The 18,062-nt window shown below is 41.5% G+C and carries 16 protein-coding genes; 5 read left to right on the top strand and 11 right to left on the bottom strand.

From position 1 onward, the window contains the following. Window positions 1-11: 11 nt before the first annotated feature. From FZC41_RS02245 to FZC41_RS02235, 3 genes are all read right to left on the bottom strand, one after another. Entirely contained in the window at window positions 12-842 is an 831-nt protein-coding gene (locus tag FZC41_RS02245; RefSeq protein ID WP_148565769.1) for a 4Fe-4S binding protein, read from the bottom strand. 178 nt (window positions 843-1,020) lie between these two features. Then, complete coding sequence (locus tag FZC41_RS02240; protein WP_148565768.1) at window positions 1,021-2,184, bottom strand: GGDEF domain-containing protein; 1,164 nt, start codon at window positions 2,182-2,184, stop codon at window positions 1,021-1,023. A 156-nt stretch (window positions 2,185-2,340) separates the two neighbouring features. Next, window positions 2,341-3,234, bottom strand: coding sequence for a PLP-dependent cysteine synthase family protein (locus FZC41_RS02235; RefSeq protein WP_148566025.1), 894 nt, complete (start codon window positions 3,232-3,234; stop codon window positions 2,341-2,343). A gap of 343 nt (window positions 3,235-3,577) precedes the next feature. Here FZC41_RS02235 and FZC41_RS02230 point away from each other — a divergent pair, with 343 nt between their 5' ends. The 4 genes from FZC41_RS02230 (at window position 3,578) to FZC41_RS02215 (ending at window position 9,250) form a co-directional block, all read left to right on the top strand. After that, window positions 3,578-4,312 (top strand): hypothetical protein, encoded by a 735-nt coding sequence (locus FZC41_RS02230; RefSeq protein ID WP_148565767.1) that lies wholly within the window; start codon window positions 3,578-3,580, stop codon window positions 4,310-4,312. Between the two features lie 11 nt (window positions 4,313-4,323). Continuing rightward, entirely contained in the window at window positions 4,324-4,812 is a 489-nt protein-coding gene (locus FZC41_RS02225) for a hypothetical protein (protein WP_148565766.1), read from the top strand. A gap of 151 nt (window positions 4,813-4,963) precedes the next feature. Beyond that, a complete protein-coding gene (locus FZC41_RS02220) occupies window positions 4,964-6,982 on the top strand; it encodes a M13-type metalloendopeptidase (protein ID WP_170253809.1) in 2,019 nt (672 codons plus the stop codon). A gap of 114 nt (window positions 6,983-7,096) precedes the next feature. Beyond that, entirely contained in the window at window positions 7,097-9,250 is a 2,154-nt protein-coding gene (locus FZC41_RS02215) for a HelD family protein (RefSeq protein ID WP_148565764.1), read from the top strand. 162 nt (window positions 9,251-9,412) lie between these two features. Here the strand turns inward: FZC41_RS02215 and FZC41_RS02210 are convergent, their stop codons facing one another. From FZC41_RS02210 to FZC41_RS02180, 7 genes are all read right to left on the bottom strand, one after another. Next, window positions 9,413-12,145 carry a methyl-accepting chemotaxis protein gene (locus tag FZC41_RS02210; protein ID WP_148565763.1) on the bottom strand — a complete coding sequence of 911 codons (2,733 nt, stop codon included), beginning with the start codon at window positions 12,143-12,145 and terminating at the stop codon, window positions 9,413-9,415. Between the two features lie 520 nt (window positions 12,146-12,665). Further along, the gene (locus tag FZC41_RS02205; RefSeq protein WP_148565762.1) at window positions 12,666-13,052 is read right to left on the bottom strand and encodes a hypothetical protein; all 387 of its coding nucleotides are present in this window, start codon (window positions 13,050-13,052) and stop codon (window positions 12,666-12,668) included. Between the two features lie 254 nt (window positions 13,053-13,306). Continuing rightward, window positions 13,307-13,723, bottom strand: coding sequence for an arsenate reductase ArsC (locus FZC41_RS02200; protein WP_148565761.1), 417 nt, complete (start codon window positions 13,721-13,723; stop codon window positions 13,307-13,309). 79 nt (window positions 13,724-13,802) lie between these two features. Beyond that, window positions 13,803-14,168: a putative zinc-binding protein gene (locus FZC41_RS02195; RefSeq protein WP_148565760.1), complete on the bottom strand. Its 366-nt coding sequence runs from the start codon at window positions 14,166-14,168 to the stop codon at window positions 13,803-13,805. A gap of 28 nt (window positions 14,169-14,196) precedes the next feature. Then, window positions 14,197-14,493, bottom strand: a complete 297-nt coding sequence (locus FZC41_RS02190; RefSeq protein WP_148565759.1) for an ArsR/SmtB family transcription factor — start codon at window positions 14,491-14,493, stop codon at window positions 14,197-14,199. Between the two features lie 334 nt (window positions 14,494-14,827). After that, window positions 14,828-15,154: a hypothetical protein gene (locus FZC41_RS02185; RefSeq protein WP_148565758.1), complete on the bottom strand. Its 327-nt coding sequence runs from the start codon at window positions 15,152-15,154 to the stop codon at window positions 14,828-14,830. Between the two features lie 270 nt (window positions 15,155-15,424). Continuing rightward, entirely contained in the window at window positions 15,425-16,063 is a 639-nt protein-coding gene (locus FZC41_RS02180) for a DUF2179 domain-containing protein (protein ID WP_148565757.1), read from the bottom strand. Window positions 16,064-16,510: 447 nt separating this feature from the next. On the opposite strand from FZC41_RS02180, the gene FZC41_RS02175 reads away from it, so the two are divergent. Continuing rightward, window positions 16,511-17,464 (top strand): NYN domain-containing protein, encoded by a 954-nt coding sequence (locus FZC41_RS02175; RefSeq protein ID WP_186855130.1) that lies wholly within the window; start codon window positions 16,511-16,513, stop codon window positions 17,462-17,464. A gap of 27 nt (window positions 17,465-17,491) precedes the next feature. Here the strand turns inward: FZC41_RS02175 and FZC41_RS02170 are convergent, their stop codons facing one another. After that, a complete protein-coding gene (locus FZC41_RS02170; protein WP_148565755.1) occupies window positions 17,492-18,016 on the bottom strand; it encodes a DUF2284 domain-containing protein in 525 nt (174 codons plus the stop codon). Window positions 18,017-18,062 lie beyond the last annotated feature (46 nt).

Raw genomic sequence — 18,062 nt, 5'->3', positions numbered from 1 at the left:
CAATAAAATCATTAATTAGAAGCCGGTGACAGAGGAATGCGGCTCTCACAGGGGACGTTAACCTGGCATTTACCACAGCCATAGCGTGGCTTGAACTTTTCAGCGGTTTCGTCGAGAAAGTCGGAACAGCGCAGATGATTTTTGCCGGTTTCAATTGAGATCGCCGCCACCGGGCACTGTTTGACGCAGGCTCCGCATTGGGTGCAGTATTCATATATTTCCGAATACGGCCGTTCATCCGCCGTCAGCGGCAGGTTTGTGACCAGACTCCCGAGTCTGCCGGCCATTCCCCTGGCGGTGATCAGCCCCTTGGACAGGCCAAAAGTGCCCAGACCGCAGACTAAGGCCACGTGCCGTTCCGACCAGTTGCTGGCAAATGGTTGCTCACCTGGATCTGTGCTTCTGCGGATTTGGAACCGCGGATCCAGTGTCGGAATGACACTTTGATAACCGGCTTTCGCCAGTTCTGCCTGTAAATGCTGACCCATTTTGGTTACGACGGTTTGGCCTTCAACCCGGGCATGCAGCCACTCTTCAGCGGGCCAAAAAGGCGCCGTTTTGTTGCCAGCCCGGACGTCATTTGTGTAGGGCAGGAAGAAGGAAATAACCGTTTGGGCTTCCGGCAGCCATTCCTCTGGTAAAATAAAATGATTTCCGATGATCGTTTCATCTTTGAACAATCTGAAATAGGGATCCTGTGAATTTCCAATTGCCAGAATCGGAGCATCATAAATTTTTAATCCCACCACTTTTTTTGAGATCGCAAGCTCGGCCGAGATGGTATTGTCCGGAAGGCTTTCCAGAAAGCTTGTGGCATGCATCAACAAATCTTTTTTATTCATCGGTTTGGCCTCCTATATTGCTATGATTGCAGCGTTAGAAAAAATGCCGACAGAAGATATTCACACACTGCTTCGTATTCACAAAAAGCTCTCAAAGATTCTGTAGTGAAGTAAGGGCTAATATGTTTTATAACAAGTCATGATTTTCATCTTGTTTAGCAACAAGATTTCGAACTTCTTATTGAATAAACTCAACTCGGTTTCGGCCATTGTTTTTTGCCAAATAAAGGGCCTGATCGGCTTTTTTGTAACTGGTTGAAAAATCCTTTTCACAATCCAGACTGGCTACCCCGATACTGATGGTCACCTTAATTAAGTGAGACTCAATCTGAATACTCATTTCTTCAATCTCGTTTTTTATTTTTTCCGCAACTGCTATTCCGTTTTTAATCGGCGTTTCAACCAGCAGAATAATAAATTCTTCGCCGCCCCACCGTCCGATACGATCACAAATGCGCAATTCATTTTTCACCAAAGTCGCTATTTCCTGAAGAATCCGATCCCCGGCCGGATGTCCATACTGATCATTAATCCCTTTGAAATTATCAATATCCAATAATAACATACTACTGAGGTGATGATAGCGTTTCATTCGCTCATACTCTTCCTTGAGTAGTTCAATCCATTTGCGCCGATTAATCAGACCGGTTAAGTCATCATAATAAGCCGCTGACTCCAGTTTTTTCTGTTGCTCCAGTATTTTTTGTTTTTGCAGGATACTGTTTCTTTCCGAATACCAGATAATTGTGGTGGCAAAGATACCGATTACAACAAATACCAGCCCATTGAGACGATTGCTGGTTAATACCGCCGGCTCAATTTGATATTGACCGATGGCAATAAAAAAGAGAATATATGCCGCCAGGTATTGAAAGAACGCATCGATGGGGCGGTTTAGTATAAAGACACCCATAATTGTACATACCAGAAGAAAGGGCGTGATATTACTCGTTATGGCTTGATCAACTGTTACCAGAGCAATACCGAATGCCAGAATATAAAAGAAAAATATATTTTGAACAATTTTAGAGTTGGCAAGACCATAGTCTTTTCTTTTGCCATAAAGCGTAATAAAACACATCAGCATAACAATCGCTGCACTTAAGCTGTGAAGCATAACAATATGATTGGACCACCAAGCTTCTGTTGCTGATGTGGGATGAAAACCAAATGATAATATTGCAATCATCAGTAGATTTACAAGTATCGTAACAAATTCAAAACCGATGATTCTCTGAACATTCTTTGTTAGCATCTCATCTTTTACAGCTAAATTTAATGCGCTGTCTGCTCTTGCAAATTCAATTAACTTTTTCAATAGTGGGTTTTCTAAAATAGCCACTTTTTTTCCACCGGCACTTTCATCTTAATCATTTTGATCGTCTTTGCATGTCCTTCGTTTATCATTGCGATACAATCATTCTCTTTTAAAAACGATTGCCTTCTGCTGGATTATAATGCTTATTATAACGTACGTTCAACAAAAATGCGAAGGATTTTACAGCTTGAATAAATCGGTGCTGAGATATTTTTCGCCTCGGTCCGGGAAGATCACCACAATGACACCGGCATCAATTTTTTTAGCCACTTCGGCAGCAGCATACATGGCCGCTCCACTGCTCATGCCCACAAAGATCCCTTCTTTTTTGACAATTTGTCGGGCAAAATCAAAGGCGATTTCCGATTCAACCATTATATGTTCATCAATGGCATCGGGTTGATACAGAGCTGGAACAATGGCTTCTTCCATGTTTTTAAGGCCCTGAATGTAATGCCCAAGCACTGGTTGGGCTTCGACAATCTTCACTTCCGGATTGTGGTCGCGAAGTCCCATGCCAACACCCATAATGGTGCCGGAGGTACCTAAAGACGAAACAACGTGGGTGATTTTCCCCTGGGTTTGTTCCCAGATTTCCTCGGCTGTGGTGGAATAGTGGGCGAGCTTATTATATTTATTGCTGAACTGATCCGGATTAAAATAACGGTCCGGGTATGCGGCAGTTAATTCCCGCACCTTGCGAATCGCACCATCGGTTCCCTCGGTAGGAGAGGTCAGCGTGACGGTCGCACCAAAGGCTTGAATCATTTTACGGCGTTCGATGGAGACGGCTTCGCTCATGACGATTTCCAGCTGATAGCCTTTGACGGCCGCGATCATGGCCAAACCAATCCCGGTATTGCCGCTGGTCGGTTCAATAATAATCTTGTCTTTGGTTAAAACACCTTCAGCCTCGGCCTGCTCCAGCATTTTAAGGGCAATCCGATCCTTGATGCTGCCGGTTGGGTTAACGCCTTCGAACTTGGCCAGGATTTCCACATTAGGGTTAGGATTTAAATGATTGATCCGAACCATCGGGGTATGACCAATGGTTTCTAAAATATTATTATGGATGAATGTCTTCAATTGAGTAATCCTTTCTGTTAATAGTATTCGTGAATACCTATATTATAGTACAAAAATAAATTTAAGAACAATCATTTTAATAAAATGGCAGCGATGAATGGTAAACGTCTCGATATTTTGTTATTTCATCTCGTGACCGGAGCAGTTTACCGTGAATCAGACGATCTGAAAGATACAATATCCAAGTTTGAATAATGCTTGAACAAAGCAATGAGATGGTTTACAATGGATGATAAGAGGAAAAAAGATAAACAAGAGGGAGACTAGAGGAATATAAGTATTTTAACAATATGAATTGGTTAAAAATTCAGAACGAAGGGGAGCTAAATTAATGAAATCCAGAAAAATAAAAACATCTCTGGCCTTACTCGTAATTCTGATTTTGGGATTGTTGCCAACGGGAATCACAACAATGGAAAAAAATAAAACTGATCTTGACTTTCAGGGGCAAGAAGACCCGGGTATACTGAAGCTCATTGCGTGGAAGGGGACCATTGTCAATGCAGAGACCGGTCAAACCATTGAAATCAATTCAGAAGATGACAAACAATTGGTGACGCAAAGCGGTGATTCCCAACTTGTTTATTTCAATAATGCTACCGATGCAAAGTATTTTTATCAGGAATACGAGGTGAACATTCCTGATAATATTGATCAACATGCTAATGGAACACTAATCAGCAGTCCCATGACGGATGAAAACAATGGGATTTCTGTGGTACTAGGAATAGGGTTCTCAATGGGGGACTCTGGAATTTATGAAGTCATCCGGATTGATGGCGTTTATGTGAATTGGAAAATAACCGATCCAACGGTTCGGCTGACCGATGTACAATTAGGTTACCGTATTATGAACGGCATTGGAGTAGAAAATGGCGCCGTTAATGAGCTGAAGCTATGGAATCTGGAAACCGACGCCAATGCCTATGAAACAGAAAGAATCGCGCCCAGTCCCTGGTTCCTTCGAGTGAAAGATTTTGTTCATGCTAAAACCATTTTATCGGGAAATTTGACCAATAAAAATGGTGAATCCCAGTCCATGGTGATGGAATTAGATTATAATTAAGGAGTGTGACAATGGATGTAAATAAAGATCAGAGTAACAGTAAAATGAAATTGATGCAGTTTGGTTATACACTTTTAATTTGGGCAACACCATTTTTATATCTGACCATCTTCCCATGGATTTTAAACTACACAAAATTTTTAGCCCGGGATGAATTATCATTTGGACCCAATGCCAGCATGGTCTATCAGACTTTATCGGTATTTATTCTCCCCATTGCATTTAATCTGTTTATTGGCTGCAGTGTATTTATTATGGGATTCGGTTTCAAAAAATATAAGACTAAAGCGATCGTAGGTGGATATATGATAGGTATAATTTATGCCCTGATAATTCTGCTTAGCTATTCCATTTATTTTAATATCAATCTGCCACTGGTTAATCAAATTTTCCGTTTAGGTATATACACTGGCCCGGGAAATTCCAGTTTTATTCTGGTATTTTATGGACTACTGCTCTATCAGGTCGTAAAAAGATATCGAGTGGCCAAATCAAATTGACATATTGTTATGATGTCGGTATATTGTGAAATAACAGTATGGAAATCATGCTGCGAACGTTTTTAATTGAAAATGTTTTGCTCCATCCCTTTCCAAAATTATATTCAGACACAAATTAATGGAAGTAACCCAAGAAAACAAAGGAGATGAAATGAAAAACAACAAGGGGATTCAAAAGATCGTCCTGGTCATGGTTTTATTATTGACAATTGCCAGTTTAACCGGCTGTGCAATTTCAACGGACGGAAAAACGGTTAAACCGAGTGTGTCAGAGGACTATTATGGCGCCATTGATCATGATCTGCTTCAGGAAAAGACCATTCCGCCAACCGAAGGTGAATGGTCTTACTTCTATGAGTTGGACGAAAAAACGTCAGGCCAGCTTCAGGAGATTGTCACCGACTTGTCTAACAGCGGGCAAACCTATCCCAAGGGCAGCAGTGAGCAGAAAATAAGTGATTTGTACGCCAGTGCCATCGATATGGACAACCGCAACGCTCAGGGTCTGTCCGCTGTGACACCGTATCTTAAGCAGATTGAATCCGCCCAGAATCTGGATGAGTATCTGGATGGACTGATCGCATTATCGGGAATCGGCGAGTCCAGCCTGCTTGGTTACAGTTATAATCAGGATGATATGAATTCAGACAAGATGATGATTAGCTTGGAGTCCATGAATGATTTGATTGGCAAAGAATACATGGAAAACGATTCAATGCAGGACTATTGTGATGCCTATCAGAAATACATCCAGGATATGCTGGTTCTCAGCGGTGAGGAAAGCGGGACCGCCGGGACAAATGCCAAAGCCATTTATACTTTTGCCAGCACCGTGGCAGCCCAGGAATTGGCACCGGAGCAGTTATATGACCCGACCAGCTATTATAATTCCTATAGCTATGATGAACTGCTGGGCTTTTACTCCAATATCAATATGAACAAGTATTTGGAGTCGCAGGGTCTTTCCAGCGATGACCACTATATTGTAAAGGAAGTGGATGCGGCAAAACAGATCAATGCGATGTTTACGGAAGAAAACTTGCCGGTTTTGAAAGAGTATACAAAATTTGTTGTTTTAAATGATCTGGCCAAGTATGCACCGGCGGCATATCGCGATCTGAAACTCGATATGACAATGAAACTGTCCGGATCGACTGAGAAAAAAACCGATCAACGGCTGGCCTTTGATGATGTGGAAAAGTTTCTGGAATGGGAATTTGGAAAGCTCTATGTAGATAAATATTTTGATGAAAAAGCCAAACAGGATGTCAAAACCATGGTGGTAACGATTATCGACCAATATAAAGAAATCATCAACGCTCAGGATTGGATGAGCCCGGAGACAAAACAGAAAGCCATCCTGAAGCTGGATACCATGGATTTGAAAATCGGTTATCCGGACCAGTGGAGTACCATCGGCGATTATCTCCAGGTGACATCGCTGGCCGAAGGCGGCAGTTATCTGGCAAATGCGATTGGACTTCAGCAGGCCGCCAGACAATTTAACTACGATGAATATAAAAAAGGTGTCAATCGGGAACAATGGTATATGACACCGCAGAGTGTCAATGCCTATTATAATCCCGGCAATAATGAAATTGTCTTTCCGGCGGCCATCTTACAGGCCCCATATTTTGATGAAAATCAAAGTAGCGGTAAAAACTTGGGCGGGATCGGCGCCGTCATTGCGCATGAAATCAGTCATGCTTTTGATAAAAACGGATCGTTGTATGATGAGAAAGGTAACTATAATGTCTGGTGGACGCCCGCAGAATATCAAAACTATGACGCATTGTCACAGAAAATCATCGCTTATTATGGAAACTATACCATTTCTACGGGAGATTCGGTTAATGGCACCCTGACTCTGTCAGAAAACATTGCTGATCTGGGGGCCTTGACCACGGTCACGGCGGTGGCCGAAAAACAGGGCCAAGCCTTGGAAGATGTTTATTCGAACTGGGCCACGATCTGGGCACAACTCTCGACCCCGGATCTGGAAAAGAATTATTTGCTGACCGATGTGCATTCACCGGCCCAGGTGCGGGTCAATGCAGTGCTCAGTTCAATCGATGAATTTTATGATGTCTATGGGATTAAGGAAGGCGATAAAATGTATGTCGCACCAGGTGACCGGGTGGCGATCTGGCAGACAAAGCCAACGCAATAGCTAACCTTAGAGCGAACGAGGCTTGCTCACTTAAATTGTAATCCGGTTGTCGTAAAGTATTCCGATTGCAGTTGTTACATGGGCTTTGCCGATTTTTAAAAAGGGGAATATTTAATGAATGAAAAACACAAAGATTGGGATATTGAAGCAGAAAGACTGAAGGAAACCATTGCAGAAGCCAGGGTTCAATTGGATGGCGCGATCAATGCGAATGAGAAAAACCGGGAAACGATTCAGGAAGCTAAAAATGAAATCCGCGAAAACACTTCCCACTCCATGGGCAATCTCTGGGGTTCAGATGGATTTGAAGCGCTGGTTGAATTGAGTCAGTCGATGAATCCGGTGACGGATATGATGGCACTTTATGAATTTACGGAAGCCAAGATCACCAGACTCCGGGGAATTCTTGAGACGCCCTATTTTGCCCGCATCGATTTTTGCTTCAGTGAGGGGGATCATATCGAACACATCTATATCGGCCGCCATTCACTGAAAAAAGAAAACGCCTATAAACTGCTGATCCATGACTGGCGCTCACCCGTAGCTAGCGTTTTCTACCGTTTTTCGCCGGGCGAGGCCTGGTATGATGCTCCGGTCGGTCGGATTGAGGGCAAGCTGCTGATAAAACGGCAGTTTGAAATAAAGGCGGGTCAGCTGGTCTATTTTTTTGATGCCGATCTGCAGGTGTTCGATGATTTTCTGCGCAAGCTTTTGTCAAATAATACCTCCCCCCAAATGAAAACCATTGTGGAATCAATCCAGCGGGATCAGGATCTGGTCATCCGGGATATGGAACACGACCTGTTGATTGTCCAGGGCGTGGCGGGCAGCGGCAAAACTTCCATTGCGCTGCATCGGGCGGCCTATCTGATGTATCAGGGCTTGTCAGATCGCCTTTATGGCCGGGAAATTTTAATCATCTCCCCCCATAAACTTTTTGAACAGTACATTGCCAATGTGATCCCGGAGCTGGACGCTGAAAATGTGCGGACCATGATCTTTGATGAAATTCTCAAGGATCTGATCGGCAGAAAATTTGAAACAAAGAACATTTTCCTGGAAAGAATTTTGTCAAACAGCCAACAGAGCCGTTTGAAAAAGGAAAGCATGGCGTTTAAAGGCTCGGCGGATTTCATCAAAATCCTGGATCGTTTTATTGATGATATTCCCGAGCACTTTATGAAGATCCAGAATATCCGCTACAAAGGTGAGCAGCTTTTTACCCGGGCCGAAATAATCAGCCGTTTGCGGATCAATCCGGACACGCCCCTGAAAACGAAACTGGGCTATCTTGAAGAGGCGATCAGGGAAACAATCAACGAAAAATGGCCCGGCCCGCTTAAAAATTCGACCCGCAATGAAATGATGCGCTTTGCCGAAATGGATGCGTTCAATCTTTATCAGCAGCTTTTTGAGCATGACGGTTACTTTTTTAAACTGGCCGCCGAGCTTGAGCTGCCTGACGGCATTGATAAAATGCTGACCATTACCAGAAGAAATCTGGCCCAGAAAAACCTGACCTACGATGATGCCGTTGCCCTCGGATACCTGAGCTTACGGTTATTTGGCGCCAAAGAATATGCACCCATCAAACAGGTGATCATCGATGAAGGCCAGGATTATTATCCGCTTCATTATGAAATCCTAAATCGGTTGTTTTTAAAATCCAAGTTTACCATTCTCGGGGATATCAACCAGACCCTTCAGAAAAACGAAGATCTCAGCTTTTATGAGAAAATCTCCCGCCAATTGAATCGCAAAAAAAATGAGCTGGTGACCATGAATAAGAGCTATCGCTGTACCAGTGAGATTTTGAATTACAGTACAAAATTCATTGACAATGCCATCCAGATAGAGAGTTTTAACCGTCATGGGGAAGAACCGATTGTGATGAGCGCGCCCGATGCCAATCATTTGGTTGATATGCTTTGTGAAGCAATCAGTCAGTGTTTGAAGGACGGATACCAATCGATCGGGCTGATTTTAAAAACCCAGAAAAACACCACGGCGCTTTTTGAGGCATTAGAGAAAAAAATAGCGGTCAATCTGATCCGGCATGATACGGTCGCGGCGATTGAGGGCGTTTCGATCATGCCGGTGTATCTGTCGAAGGGTCTTGAGTTTGATGCGGTTTTTATCTGTGATGCAAGTCAGGCCAATTACCGCAGCGAGGCTGACAAGCGGCTGCTCTACATTAGCTGCACCCGGGCTCTGCATCGCCTGTATCTGTTTTACGAAGGAGAACCAAGTCCTTTGCTTCATGATTAGGAAATGAAGAACCGTTTTGTCGCAAAATAATATTTCGCGACAAAATTGTCATAACGGGGTCAGCTGTATTTTGAAGCTGAGAAAGTTGCTTCATAAAAAAATTCTTAAGACAATCATGGTTGATTGTCTTAAGAATGGCTGTTTTTTCAAAACGATAATTTGCTATAGGGAGGGGGCCCGTCGACCGACTAGCAGACCGACGACCTGGCCATTGCTTTTAATGGGAGCCACATCAAATATAACGGGTTCATTGGTCACTTTACTAAGGGTCTCTTCAGAAACGGCCGATTCTCCTTTGAAGCCAGCTTCATACCAGAATTCGCCCCAGGCATCAAATTCACCGTTATCTTTGACGTACTTGGCGTGTCCGGCAAGGCTCATTACCGCGATGTCCTGGTATCCCATTTGAGTCACTTCACCAGCAAGCGTATCCACCTGGGTTTGCCAATCCATGGTGGTAACTGACGATTGTTGAGCCAGTTTACCGAGTAAACTGGCAGCTTTGTTATCAGCTTCTTGGCTGACCTCTTTTTTCTTTTTTAGTTTGAAGGTACTGGTCATGTGTTTAAGCATTTCGGCCTGGCTGGAAAGTTCTTCGGCGGATGCGGCACTTTCTTCGGAGGTGGCTGAGTTGGTTTGAACAACAATTGAGACTTGCTCAATGCCCTTAGTTATTTGAGCGATCTCTGAGGCTTGATCATTGGATGCCCGGGCAATATTGCCGACCAGACCAGTAACCTTTTCAATTTCATTCAGAATTTCAACCAGACTTTCGGCTGTTTCATCAGCAATCTTGGTGCCAATCGCAACCTTGTCGATGGACCCTTCGATCAGACCGGTGGTTTGCTTAGCCGCTTCAGCACTGCGAGCCGCGAGGGTTCGTACTTCTTCAGCAACAACGGCAAAACCTTTGCCATGCTGTCCGGCTCGGGCAGCCTCTACGGCGGCGTTTAGGGCCAGAATATTAGTCTGGAAGGCGATGTCATCAATTACCTTGATAATCTTAGAAATATTTTTGGATGATTCGTTGATTTCGACCATGGCCGATACCATTTTTGCCATTTGCGAATTGCCCACTTCAGCGTTGGTCCGAACCTCAAGGGCCCGTTCATTGGCTTCGTTGGCATTCATGGCGTTTCGTTTAGTTTCTGCGGCCACCTCTTCAATGGAAGCGGTGAGTTCCTGGATGGAACTGGCCTGTTCCGTTGTCCCCTGGGCTAATGCCTGGCCGCCGTCGGAGATCTGGATGGCACCGGCATTAACTTGTTCGGCGGCACCATCAATTTCCTTCATCACTTCGCTTAAATGGGTGGTAATATTATTAAGGACCAGCTTGGCGGTATTAAAATCGCCATGATAATAGGCTTTAATTTCCTGACTGAGATCACCATCACCAATGAGTTCAAGTAAGGAAGTAATGTCAGCCACATAATTTTTCAGGAAGATGATGGTACGGTTCATGTTTTCTTTGATTTTGCCATGCTGTCCTTTATAATCACCTTCCATGGTAAAGGTCAGATTACCTTTTGACAGTTCATCCAAAGCGGCCGAGGTGGCCTGGATCGGCTCGATAACAGCATCCAGGGTCTGGTTGAACCCGGAAATTACTTTGGCATATTCGCCCCGGAACTTGGCGGGGTCACCCCGATGATCCAGATCGCCTTCAACGGCTCGTTTTGTCATTATATCGGCTTCGCTGATCAGGGCGTGGATGTTTTCAATCATTTGAATCAGACTCGGAATAAATTCATCCTTGTCACTGCGTTTGCCGATTGTCAACAAGTCGTCATAGTCACTCAAAACACCTTTGGAAACATTATTGACAATGGCGTGAATATAGTTGAGCTTCCCTTGGATGTTATTAACCGAGGTCGCCAGATCGCCATAGATGCCTAAATAGACACCTTCCACATTGGTTGAAAAATCATTGTTGTAAAGGCGGTGGAGGACATCACCGGTTTCGGTTAGGGCTCCCAGACCGTCAATACAGGCGTTGATATGACTTTTAAGATCGTTGAAATCACCGTTATATTCGGTGGTTATTTTTGGCGGAATTACCCCGTTGCCGATGCGTTCAATGGCCTTGTTGGCGACCTTGAGGGGCTTGACAAAGGTGTTAATGACATTATTTAAGGATATAATCATATCTTTGTAGGCGCCGTTGTACTCATTGGTGTTACCGCGATAGTTAAGCTGACCAGCTAAAGCGGCATCGCCAATTTTTACGATGGCATCATGAACGCTGTTCATTGCCTTCCTTACCGCAATCATTGAATCACTGATCACATCATCAGCAGAATGAGGGATGATTTTAACTTCAAAATTACCCTGAGCCATCCGCTGAGCAGTCGCCGCAACGTTCTTATTGTTTTGAATCATGGTTTCAAATGACAGCATTAAATCGCTAAATTCGTCATTGCTGGTCATTTCAATGTCCATATCAACTTTTCCCACAGCAATCTGATTGGCCACTTCTTTGAGCTTGATAATGGGTTTGGTAAACTTTTGCGCCATAACATAAGTAGCGACGCCGGCTATTAAGATAATAAACAATGAGCATAACAGGATCTGATTGCGCAGATTGGTGATTGAAGCCAGGACATCATTTTCAGAAATGGCGCCAGTATGAGAAGCTCCTGCGGTGGTTAATGCTTGTGTCGTGGCATTGGCCTGGTTTGTTAACGCTGATGCGCCCAGATTAACGGCAATAATTCCCTGAGATAATACCGCCAAGAGAATGAGAGAAATAGTAAACAGCAGCAGTTTAGTAGATATTTTGGATTTGCGGTGATCTTTAGCATGAATGAGTCCAGCCGGATGCCCCGTGATCTCTTGTGCTGCATTTGTAACCGGACTTGTCTCCGGATCCAACATCGTTTCTTGATTTTTGTTCATAATAACCCCTTTCAAAGATAATCCTTTGGTTTAGATAACAAATTTCATTGTTATTCGAAACCGATTCAGAATATAAGATACTAAAGTATAAATACTTTAGTAAATTCACACCGTAACATTATAACGCTTTCAACTGTAAATATCTACAGTAGTATCACAAAAATTTACCCTGTTATGTTCGACTTGATTAGTTTCTGAATTAAAAAGTATAAATCTTTAAAGTGATTTTCCAGCTTCGAAATTCAGCTGAGACGTTTAAGCAACACAATCTGAAGCTTCTAAAAAAACAGAAGTTAACAGAAAAATGGACCCAACATCTGATATGATGCCAAAGATTGATAAGATGATTACCGATTTTTAAAGAGAGGAATATTTGATGAATGAAAAACACAAAGATTGGGTATTTAAGAAGAAAGACTGAAGGAAACCATTGCAGAAGCCAGGGTTCAATTGGATGGCGCGATTAATGCGAATGAGAAAAACCGGGAAACGATTCAGCAGGATCTGTTGTTGCGCGGGATCAATCCTCCGATTTATATGAGCGGGTCATCTTTGCACAATCCCAAAGAAATATTATGCCATAGATGATTGCAGCACCAAAAACAGTTTGCGTCTTAAACTCAAAAGGAAACCGATAGGCATTAAACACTAAATAGGATGAAAGATAGGCGCCTGGGGCAAAAATCGCCAGGGGAATTAAACAATGACAAAAATCATAAAAGCGATAGATGGTGACGCACCTGACAAACATCGCATTAAGAGTTATGATGATTGCACGTTTCAACTCTTTGAGAAAGAGAACGGTATGGTAGGTGTAGGCAATGGTTGAGATGCAACACAAAGACAGGAAGATCAAATTCACCACCCATGTGGAAAAAGACGTCAATACTAATAATAGTTGATCCATTTTTTGAGGACCTCCTTCAAGAAAAAGTGAAGCCAGCCCCCTGATAGGCGTCTGAAGAGGCCAGAAAAAAGAAGGGAGATTCTGACATGATCAATATTTTACCTTATTTTTAATAATCCGTCAATTTTAACCAGCGGTTCAATCAAGCTTTACCCTAACAAGACCATCTTTATGGAACATGGAAGAATATTTTCAGTATCCTTTATAAATAAAACTTAACAGGTTTAATAAACGAGTATAATATAATCATACGCTTATAATAGGTTAATCTGATTGCTTTTGACCAGCTCCGCCAGCTTTTTCACATTGACTTCAATCTGGCTGATAACCGCCAAAAATTCTTCATCATTCTTTCCCGTGGGATCAGCTAGACCCCAATCTTCTGTATAACTGCTGGGCAGGTAGGGACAGACCACATTGCATCCCATTTTCACCACGATGTCAATGGGAGGGAGGTCGGTTAGCAATTTGGAGTGCTGGGTGGTTTCCATATCAATCCCATAACGTTGTTTCATCAGCCGCACCGCATCCTGATTGATTTGGGGTTTGGTTTCGGTGCCGGCAGAATAGCTTACAAAAACATCGGCCGCAAAATTTTTGCCCAGGGCTTCAGCGATCTGGCTTCGGCACGAATTATGCACACAAATAAAGGCGACTTTTGGGTTGCTCATTTTTTTCCTCCTGAAACACTAGAAATTTAAAGCGTAAGTTTATCACTGTTTTCTGAAATTGATTTTGATAGCGGGAGAATTATTGATAGCTTTCAATGATTTTATCAAGTTCATTTTGGACATGCTCGATTTCTGCATCAATATTGTCCAGGTTTGCATATTTCGCATTGTGCTTGATATCATGATCCGGGGTCATTATAATTTCATCATAGAGTTCATACCCCATATCTTCGTAGCCCATCGATGCACAAGTTGATGGGCAACCATTCAGTGAAATGTATTTTTCATCAGCGCCAGCAGCTTCAATCTCCTTTAGAATATTCATGCTGACATGGGTGAGGATGGTGATGTTTTCCTCATCAATAATACCAAAATACTGGGCAACAGTTTTTGTCATCATACTAACATTGCAATGCCCGGGACAAGGATAAATTTTAAGTTTCATAATTGGTTACCTTCTTTTTACCATTTTATTAAAAATCAAGTGTCTCAAAATATTCTTCAACGGTTTGATCCATAGCGTTTAATAGCGTTGAGATATTTTTCAACTTAACGCGATAGTGCATTTCAACTCCGGTTTTTTTGTATTCCAATATCCCGGATTCTCGTAGAAATTTTAAATGTTGCGAAAGATTTGCCTGACTGAAATCAAAAGCACGGTTGAGATCACATACACAACGTGATTCGGAAAGGAGTGATTTTACTATTTGCAGACGAATGGGATGTCCCAGTGCTTTTAAAATTTTAATAGAAACGTCTTCAGAATTCATCAGCGACATCTTTTCTACTGTTGTTATTATTTAATACAAACAAGCCGTATGAAGGGATAAGATTCAATAACATTATAAGCAATTGCTTATAAAAATGCAAACTTATCTTTTACTCTTGACACTGGTAATTGAGAGGGTATAATCACTTTAATCATAAGGATTTAATTATATTATGAACTATTTGGCCGCCAAGAAAGGGATTGTTGGAAATATGATAAAGTGTTGATAAACAGTGAAAAGATGTAGCCCGTAATTACGAAAATAATGATCTAAAAACCTGATAAATAGAAAATATTTATGCCGCCAAAATGGCAGGCATTTTTAAATCTACCAATTATTTAAACTTAATCTCCTTCATTTGAGTGACAAAAAAATAATCACCAGATGAAGAAACCATCTCAGACCAGCTTGTAAACTTACTGTTTTTCATAACTAGTGTATCAAGGTCGGCTTCAAGGATGGACTGGAATTCGAGCTGGGTAGCCGCTGAAAAACCACCGGAGTTGAGAAATGATTCTAAATCGTCAAAACTGGTGTATTCTTTGATAAAGGATCGGGTCAGATAGTTTTTAACAAGGCTGAGTTCACCTTTTGCAGAATTTTCTGAGCTCTCAACGGATGAATGTTCAATTGTTTCAAGATCATTTTCTTTTACTAGCATATCAAGTACCTCCATGGAAATTTCAGCAAGATGCTGATAATTGCATTATTGCAAATTAAAATAAATAAAGCAAGTGTTTCTTTAAAATAGCCAAAGAAAGAATCATGATACTTAGCCAATTACAGTTGTGAATGGCGAAATCAGCGGACCTCTAAAATGGTACATTAAAAACTCGTTTTATGGCGCTCATGCCAGGCACCACAAAAAAACAGACCTGGTAAGGGTCTGTTTTGATCTTTTTGTTAATGAACATCTAAGTTTAAATTGCAGTTATTTATTTCTCATCCAATTCTTTTTAAGTTCCGCAGCCTCAAAATTTATTCCATCAACAGTTTTTTTAATAATACATTTTAATTTATTTTCATCTTGATTTATATTTTTTTTGTTAGGCTTTAATCGTTTCTTCATCATTTCAGTTAAGTACCCGCCTCGAAACATCTTTGGCTCAAAGGCCATGATAAAGGCCTTGGGTTCATACTCATGAATTATTCCTAACAATTTGGCTTCTTTTTTTCGTTTTGTTAAGATGTCTAGATTAATTCGTTTACCATACTTGCCTTCTCCAATATAAACGGTAACGCCAAACCCTTGATCTCGGAGAATATTGACTAATACTTCATTGTCATGGGTAATGTTAACTTGCATACTAGCAAAGCCAATGGCGAGCTTTTCTTCAACTAAAATACCCACTACCAAACCTAATGCGAATCCGATTGCATAGACAATCATTTCAACGATGTTTCGCTCTCCGGATAACACTATTGTTAAGCCAAATATATAGACAAGCGTTTCTAAAAATCCAAATATTGCTGTTAGGATTTTTAAATTCTTTACCATACAAATGGTACGCAAGGTTAGCATTGGTACATATAACAATTGAATGAAAATGATTAATAATAATTCTAACATATTTCCTCCCGTGTTACTCTATTAAAAGTTATTGCCGATACCTTTCATTGATATGATTCCTATTTGCTGCTTTTGCATCAAACATTTTACCAATCATGTATTCGGAATAACTAATTCACTCTATGTCAAGTGTAACATGCATTTTTCTAAATAACAAAAATCAACAGGCTTTCTTAATTGTTTTAAATGGATTATTGTTATATAATAGCTGAAAGACTAGACGACTTATAGGGCAGATCTCGGGAATTGCGGTAGTGAATTTTGACAAGCAAATCGCTTGAAATTTAGGGTGTTAAAACTCATCTGTTACAAAAGAACGTGTGCTCAATAATACCGGGTAACGTTCTTTGTTTATATTAGGAAGGTAATTAGGGTGACCGGTGTCGGCCCAGCGACACTGAATTATTAATTTTACAGTATGAAAAATAATGAATGGAGGAACTTTTTTTGAGCGAGAATAATATTGCTTTGTTGATCGACGTTGACAATGTCAGTGCAAAATATGTAAAAAGCATCTTTGATGAGTTAAATGCTTTCGGAACCGTGTCCATTAGAAGAATTTATGGTAACTGGAAAAGAACTTATGGTTGGAATGAAGATATCTTGCTGGAATATTCCATCCAGCCAATTCAGCAATTCGATTATACCAAAGGAAAGAATGCGACGGATATGGCCATGGTTATTGACGCCATGGACATGCTGTATACGCATCACATCGATGTCTTTTGCATCGTCACCAGTGACAGTGATTTCACGAAACTGGCGATGCGGTTGCGAGAATCACAAGCGTATGTGATTGGCATGGGGGAATCGAAGACACCGATGGCGCTTACCAAAGCCTGCAATAGATTTTTGCATCTTGATTTGATCGCCTCTGATGAGCCAAAGGTTGAAGAAATTAAAGAGAATGTGCCGAATGAAAAAAATGCCGAAATACCAGAAGCGATGGAATCAAACGTCACCCCGATCAGTCAAATTCAGGAATCAATCCTCAATATGATTGCGGAATCAGATTGTCTGACCTTGGGTGAAGTTGGCTCTTCGCTGGGTAAACTGTTTACTGATTTTGATGTCAGAAATTATGGCTATTCGAAACTCAATGTTTTTATTCGAGAAGAATTTCCGAAAATTCAAATCGAAGAAAAGGACGGGTCTTTCTTTGTAAAGATGAAAAATGATGTTGATATCATTACGGTTAAAAGGGAAATAATCGAGATTATCAAAAGTAACCATGGGGTTGTGGGAAACCTATCGATCATCCATAATGCTTTGAAAACAAAACATAATCATTTCAATTTAAAAGATTATGGCTACAGTCGCTTTTCAAGCCTATTGAGAAGCATTGACGAAATATCGGTGGATGGCAACAAAGTCAAATTGAAAGGAAAAAATAAAAAGTAAAATTAAGGTTGTCGGTTTCAGATTAGCTTAATACAGTACCATCATAAAAAAGCCGACCTTCTTGTCGCCGGCATTATAGATCATCCCAAGCTTTCTTGACATCGAAACAATATCCATGCCACTGCCTTCCATGGAATAGCGCTTCTTTTCCGGAAAACGACAGGGCTCGGATGTTTTGGCGGCACATTCTTTGCAAAGATTGCAGCCGCCGGGACCGGCAATCATCACTGGTTCATCTTTGAGTTTTTGGCGCAGTTCATCTAATCGTTCAAAGACTTCTGTCATACTGTCTTCCATCTTTTCATAGTATTCCCCGAGAAACATAATTTTATTCAGGATAATGGCATGATCATAGTTTAAGAAGCGTTGCTTATTTTCGTCCATGTCGCCGGAAAGCGGCGGGCAAGCGTAGTTTAGACCGTAATTTCCACAGGTGTTGGCTTTACAGCTGGCAAAAACAGCGTCAGCAAAAATAATATCGGCTGAAGAAATTTCCTTGTATTCGTCGAAACCGACTTCATTGATGGCGTTGATAATTTTATCTCTTAACATTGTTCCTCCAAAGATTATTTTAAGATTAAAACACGAAATCGTTTTT

This window comes from Acetobacterium paludosum, assembly GCF_008086595.1.
Taxonomy (GTDB): domain Bacteria; phylum Bacillota; class Clostridia; order Eubacteriales; family Eubacteriaceae; genus Acetobacterium; species Acetobacterium paludosum.
The sequence above is the reverse complement of the archived record's forward strand: the minus strand, read 5'-3'. Positions and strand labels throughout refer to the sequence as shown.

What these genes read in the sequence shown, in the direction of transcription:
- FZC41_RS02245 (WP_148565769.1), bottom strand. Translation starts at nt 842, where the DNA reads ATGAATAAAAAAGATTTGTTGATGCATGCCACAAGCTTTCTGGAAAGC.
- FZC41_RS02230 (WP_148565767.1), top strand. Translation starts at nt 3,578, where the DNA reads ATGAAATCCAGAAAAATAAAAACATCTCTGGCCTTACTCGTAATTCTG.
- FZC41_RS02225 (WP_148565766.1), top strand. Translation starts at nt 4,324, where the DNA reads ATGGATGTAAATAAAGATCAGAGTAACAGTAAAATGAAATTGATGCAG.
- FZC41_RS02220 (WP_170253809.1), top strand. Translation starts at nt 4,964, where the DNA reads ATGAAAAACAACAAGGGGATTCAAAAGATCGTCCTGGTCATGGTTTTA.
- FZC41_RS02215 (WP_148565764.1), top strand. Translation starts at nt 7,097, where the DNA reads ATGAATGAAAAACACAAAGATTGGGATATTGAAGCAGAAAGACTGAAG.
- FZC41_RS02210 (WP_148565763.1), bottom strand. Translation starts at nt 12,145, where the DNA reads ATGAACAAAAATCAAGAAACGATGTTGGATCCGGAGACAAGTCCGGTT.
- FZC41_RS02205 (WP_148565762.1), bottom strand. Translation starts at nt 13,052, where the DNA reads ATGGATCAACTATTATTAGTATTGACGTCTTTTTCCACATGGGTGGTG.
- FZC41_RS02200 (WP_148565761.1), bottom strand. Translation starts at nt 13,723, where the DNA reads ATGAGCAACCCAAAAGTCGCCTTTATTTGTGTGCATAATTCGTGCCGA.
- FZC41_RS02195 (WP_148565760.1), bottom strand. Translation starts at nt 14,168, where the DNA reads ATGAAACTTAAAATTTATCCTTGTCCCGGGCATTGCAATGTTAGTATG.
- FZC41_RS02190 (WP_148565759.1), bottom strand. Translation starts at nt 14,493, where the DNA reads ATGAATTCTGAAGACGTTTCTATTAAAATTTTAAAAGCACTGGGACAT.
- FZC41_RS02185 (WP_148565758.1), bottom strand. Translation starts at nt 15,154, where the DNA reads ATGCTAGTAAAAGAAAATGATCTTGAAACAATTGAACATTCATCCGTT.
- FZC41_RS02180 (WP_148565757.1), bottom strand. Translation starts at nt 16,063, where the DNA reads ATGTTAGAATTATTATTAATCATTTTCATTCAATTGTTATATGTACCA.
- FZC41_RS02170 (WP_148565755.1), bottom strand. Translation starts at nt 18,016, where the DNA reads ATGTTAAGAGATAAAATTATCAACGCCATCAATGAAGTCGGTTTCGAC.